1 pseudogene is annotated in these 502 nt (G+C 79.3%); it reads left to right on the forward strand.

Annotated features, from left to right (window positions below):
* A pseudogene (locus ADK86_RS44515) lies at nucleotides 1-226 on the forward strand (RNA polymerase sigma factor SigF); the annotation flags it as partial.
* Nucleotides 227-502 lie beyond the last annotated feature (276 nt).

The raw sequence follows: 502 nt of genomic DNA on the forward strand, positions 1-502 counted from the left end.
TAGCCGCCGTACCGCCGGGGCCGCCGCAGGGCGGTACGGCCCGCCGCGGACGCCGGACTGCGGGACGCCGGAGCGCGGCACCCGCAGTCACCCGGGCCGGCACCCCGTCCCGCGCCACCCCACCGCCCCGCACACCGCGCACCGGCCGCCCCGCGCCCCCGCCAACGCTCCCGGTCCCGCACCGCGCCGCCCCGCACCCCTCCGTACGCCCCTCCGCACCCCGTGAGCCCGGCTCTCTCCCACCTCCACCCCCACCGGCCCCACTCACCGCCGAGAGCACATGCCGATGCCCGCCCGCACCGCCCCGCCCGGTTCCGCTTTGCGCCATCGCGGTGGGCAACGGGCCGATTGGGCCGCGTTCCGGACGGGGACACAAGGGCTTGGCGGGGACGGTGCGGCGGGCGGGGGGCACCAAGGGGGGGGGCAAAACCCAAAGGCCCCCCAACCCCCCTTCCCCCCCCCCCATCAGGGTTCCTCCCGGGGGGAGGTACCCTTTCCCCCC

This window comes from Streptomyces sp. NRRL F-5755, assembly GCF_001279365.1.
Taxonomy (GTDB): domain Bacteria; phylum Actinomycetota; class Actinomycetes; order Streptomycetales; family Streptomycetaceae; genus Streptomyces; species Streptomyces rimosus.